Source organism: Streptomyces sp. NPDC058375 (assembly GCF_042723425.1).
GTDB classification, from domain to species: Bacteria; Actinomycetota; Actinomycetes; order Streptomycetales; family Streptomycetaceae; genus Streptomyces; species Streptomyces durocortorensis.
This window is the reverse complement of the sequence record NZ_JBHXJG010000384.1, coordinates 1-4,696: the sequence shown is the minus strand read 5'-3', so window position 1 is coordinate 4,696 and position 4,696 is coordinate 1. Positions and strand designations below refer to the sequence as shown.

The window sequence follows — 4,696 nt, the reverse complement described above, 5'->3', positions numbered from 1 at the left end:
GGGCCGGAGAGATCTCTCCGGCCCCGCCCCATGTCTGCTGCCTGTCCACGGGCAGTGGTTCCACGCGGGCCGGTCTGTCGCTCGTGTGACTTTTGTCCACTGCTTTTCCCGTCCACCCTCGATTCGAACGAATATGCGAACATGGGGTTAGAGTGCTTCTCCCGGTCCGGATGAATCGGGACGACACGGACCACGGAAAAAGGGGGGTCATGGGTAACAGGAGGTGTGTATGTCGTTTACGCACCTCCGTGCGGCGAGCGGCTATTCGCTGCGGTACGGCGCCAGCCACCCGCACGCGCTGGCCGAGCGGGCCGCCGAGCGGGGCCTCGATGCCCTGGCGCTGACCGACCGGGACTCCCTGGCGGGCGCGGTGCGCTTCGCCAAGGCGTGTGCGGGGGCCGGGGTCCGGCCGCTGTTCGGCGTCGACCTGGCGGTGCCCGGTGGGCCGGCGGCCGGACCGGCGACGGCGAAACGGCAGCGGACCACCCCCTCCCGGGGTGGGGCGTTCGTCGCGGAGGCGCCGCAGCGTGCGGTGTTCCTGGCCCGGACCGCACGCGGCTGGGCCGAGCTGTGCCGACTGGTGTCGGCCGCGTCGGACCAGGGCGTCACCTGGGAGGATCTGTCCTGCCCGGAGGACGAGCTGTTCGTGCTCCTCGGGGCGGACTCCGAGGTGGGGCAGGCCCTGGCCTCGGGGCGGCCGGACCGGGCCGCGACCCTGCTGGGCCCCTGGCGGACACGGTTCGGCCGGTCGTTGCGCATCGAGACGTCCTGGCACGGGCGGCCCGGCACCGGGCCGGGATCGCTGCGGCTGGCCGCGCGCATGGCGGGCTTCGCCGCCGAGCAGCAGGTGGTTCCCGTACTGAGCAACGCCGTGCGCTACGCCGACCCGGACCGGGGCGAGGTCGCCGACATCCTGGACTCCGCCCGCCTCCTGGTGCCGATCGACGCCCGTGACGCGTCCCGGCTCGACAGTGGGCAGCGGTGGCTGAAGGACGCCGGCGAGATGGAACGGATCGCCGGACGGATCGCGGAGGCCGTGGGCGGCCGGAGCGGGGACGCGCGGCGGCTGCTCGCGGCGACCGAGGAGACGGCCGAGGCGTGCGTCGTCGATCCGGGCGACGCGTTCGGGCTCGGCCGGCTGAACCTCCCGGAGCCCGAGCTCGTCGGAGTGAGCGCCGGGTCGGCGGACCGGGCGCTCGCGGACCGGTGCGCGGCGGGCATGCTGAGCCGCGGCTACCACCGGGAGGGGACGCGCTGGGACCGGCTGGAGGACGAGTTGCGGATCATCGCCGGGCACGGTTTCGCCGGGTACTTCCTGACCGTCGCCGAGGTCGCGGCACAGGCCCAGCGGCTCGGCGTCCGCGTGGCCGCGCGTGGGTCGGGCGTGGGCTCGCTGGTCACGCATCTGCTGGAGATCAGCCCGGTCGATCCGGTGGCGCACGGCCTGGTGATGGAGCGCTTCCTGTCCGCGCACCGCTCGGCCCTGCCCGACATCGACCTGGACGTCGAGTCGGCCCGCCGCCTGGAGGTCTACCAGGCGGTGCGGGAGCGGTTCGGGGCCGACCGGGTGGCGACGCTCGCCGTCTACAAGACGTACCGGGCGCGCGGGGCGATCGAGGTCGTGGCCCGTGCCCGCGGCATGGCCCCGGACCGGGCGGCCCGCCTGGGCAAGGCGTTCCCGCACATCCGGGCCAAGGACGTGACTGCCGCGCTCGCCGAGCTGCCGGAGCTGCGTGAGGTCGCCGCCGAGGACCACGGCCGGCTCTGGGAGCTGGTGGAGGCACTCGACGAGCTGCCGTTCGAGGCGGCGATGCACCCGTGCGGGCTGCTCGTCTCCAACGCCGGGCTGCTGGAGCGCACCCCGATGGCGCCGACCACCGTCGAGAACATCGCCATGTCCCAGTTCGACAAGGAGGACATCGAGGACACCGGGCACCCGAAGATCGACGTCATCGGCGTACGGATGCAGTCGGCGCTCGCGCACGCGGCCGCCGAGATCGAACGCGTCACCGGCGAACCCCTCGACCTGGACGATCCCGCACAGGTGCCGCCGGACGACCCCGCCACGTACGACCTGATCTCCTGCGGGGACACCATGGGCACCTTCCAGCTGGAGAGTCCGGGCCAGCGGGAGCTGGTGCGGAACCTGCGGCCGCGGTCGTTCGGCGACCTGGCGCTCGACATCAGCCTGTTCCGGCCCGGACCCGTCGCGGCCGCCATGGTGGAGCCGTTGATCAAGGCCCGGGAAAGCGGGGGCGGAACCCGTTACGTGCACCGCGACCTGAAGCCGATCCTGGCGGAGACCGAGGGGCAGGTGGTCTATCACGAGCAGGTGATCAAGATCATGGCGAAGATGACCGGCTGTGACCGGGGTATGGCGGACGAGGCGCGCCGTGCCCTGTCCGTCCCCGAGCGGGCGGGCCGGGTCCGGGCCTGGTTTGCCGATCAGGCGCGCGGGCGCGGCTACTCGGTCCAGGTCGTACGGGACGTGTGGAAGATCCTGGAGAACTTCGGCAGCTTCGGCTTCGCCAAGGCGCACGCCGCGGCCTTCGCGCAGCCCGCCTACCAGTCGAGCTGGCTCAAGGCCCACCGGATGGCCGCCCTGCTCGCGGGGCTGCTCACGCACGACCCGGGGATGTACCACAAGCGGGTCCTGGCGGCGGACGCCCGGCGTCACGGAGTGCCGTTGCTGCTGCCCGACGTCAACCATTCCCAGGCCGCACATATAATCGAACTGGTGTCTGGTAAGTGGGGGGTGCGGATCGGCCTCTCGCAGGTCCGCGGCATCACCGAGGCCGAGAGCGGGCGCATCACGGCCGGACAGCCGTACGCCTCGGTCGAGGACTTCTGGGAGCGTGCCCGGCCCAGCCGCCCGCTGGCCGAACGCCTCGCCCGGGTCGGCGCGTTGAGCACGTTCGGATCCCGCCGCGAGCTGCTGCTGAAGGTCGCCGAGCTGCACCGCTCGGGGCGCGGCGCCAGTGGATCCGCCGCCGGCCAGCTCCCCATGGCGGGCGTGGGGAGCGCGGGGAACACGGAAAGCGCGCAGGACACCTGCTACGAGGCGGAGGGCGACGCCGTCACCGACACGGGCCTGCCGGTCATGAACGCGTCCGAACAGCTCGCCGCCGAACTCGACGTGCTCGGCATGGACATCTCCCACCACCTCCTCGACGAGCACCGCTCCCTGCTCGCCGACATCGGCGCGACCCCCGCCGCTGATCTGCCGGGCCTCCGGCACGGCACCACCGTGCTCGTCGCCGGTGTCAAGGTCGCCACCCAGACCCCGCCGATCCGCTCCGGCAAGCGCGTCATCTTCGCCACCCTGGACGACCCCACCGGCCTGTCCGACCTGGCGTTCTTCGAGGACAGCCACGGGCGTTGCGCCCACACGGTGTTCCACAGCAGCCTGCTGCTCGTCCGCGGCACCCTCGCCCGACGCCCGCCGCGCGCCTTCAGCATCACCGGCACGGCCGCCTGGAACCTGGCCGAGCTGATCGACCTGTACCGCGAGGGCGGCCCCGCCGCCGTCGCCGACCGTCTCACCCGCCCCGGGCCCACCCCCCGCCGGGCCGCACCGCGCCGCACCCTCACCCAGCCGAACGGCTACGCCCTGCACCCCTGGGCCGACCTCCAGCCGCCCGGCACCCCCGCCTCCGCCGGTCTGCCCGCCCTCGACGCGCTCGACGGACGGTCCTTCCACCACGCGAGCCCCGGAAGCGCGGGATGACCGGGATGATCCTCTACCTCCACTTCGGCGACCCGCAGCCGGACCCCGCCTACCGCCGACTCCTGGACATGGTCGGCGAGTTCACCCCCGTCGCCCAGGCCCTGCCCCCGGACGCGGCCCTCGCCGACGTGTCCGGAAGCACCCGCTACTTCGACCGCGACGCCGCCGGGCTCGCGGCCCTGATCCGGATGCGCGCGGCCGCGCTCCACGGCCTCGACGTGACGGTCGGCATCGGCCCCAACCCGCTCCTCGCCCGGCTCGCCGCCCACCGGGGGGAGCCCGGCGCCATCCGCACGGTCCCGGACGACCCCGAGGCCGTCACCCGGTTCCTCACCGGGCTCCCCGTCACCGCGCTGCCCGGCGTCGGCCCGGCCACCGCCCGCACCCTGGCCTCGTACGGCCTGCGCACCGCCGACCGGATCGCCGCCACCCCGCTGCTCACCCTCCAGCGCATCCTCGGCGCGTCCCCCGGGCGTACGCTCCGCGAGCACGCGGCCGGAATCGACCCCACCCGCGTCGCTCCCGGCGCCCCGCCCCGCACGGTCGACGCCGAACACCGCTTCGGCCGCGACGAGTCCGACGCCGCCCGCCAGCGGGCCGCCCTGACCCACCTGACCGAACAACTCGGCGCCCAGCTCCGCGACGAGCGGCAGACCTGCCGGGCACTGACCCTGACCGTCCTGTACGCCGACCGTACGGGGCACTCGTCGATCATCCGCAGCCGCACCCTGTCCGAGGCCACCGCGCACACCCCCCGGCTCCGCGCCGCCGCCCACGCGCTGCACGGCTCCCTGGGGCTCCAGCGGGCCCGGGTCCGCACCTTCGTCCTGCGCGCGGGCGAACTCGGCGACGCCGCGTCCGCCTCCCGGCAGTTGACCTTCGGCCCCGACGACGACCGGTCCCGCCGCATCGAGGCCGCGGCCGACCGCGCCCGCGCCCGCTTCGGCCCGGGCGCGGTACGGCCCGCGA

The 4,696-nt window shown here is 74.2% G+C and carries 2 protein-coding genes; both read left to right on the top strand.

The window, feature by feature from the left end:
• Nucleotides 1–229 precede the first annotated feature (229 nt).
• Nucleotides 230–3,727, top strand: a complete 3,498-nt coding sequence (gene dnaE / locus ACFWM7_RS33745; RefSeq protein ID WP_383268178.1) for a DNA polymerase III subunit alpha — start codon at nucleotides 230–232, stop codon at nucleotides 3,725–3,727.
• A partial coding sequence (locus ACFWM7_RS33740) for a hypothetical protein (RefSeq protein ID WP_383268175.1) occupies nucleotides 3,724–4,696 on the top strand: 973 nt, incomplete at its 3' end. The genes dnaE and ACFWM7_RS33740, both read left to right, overlap by 4 nt.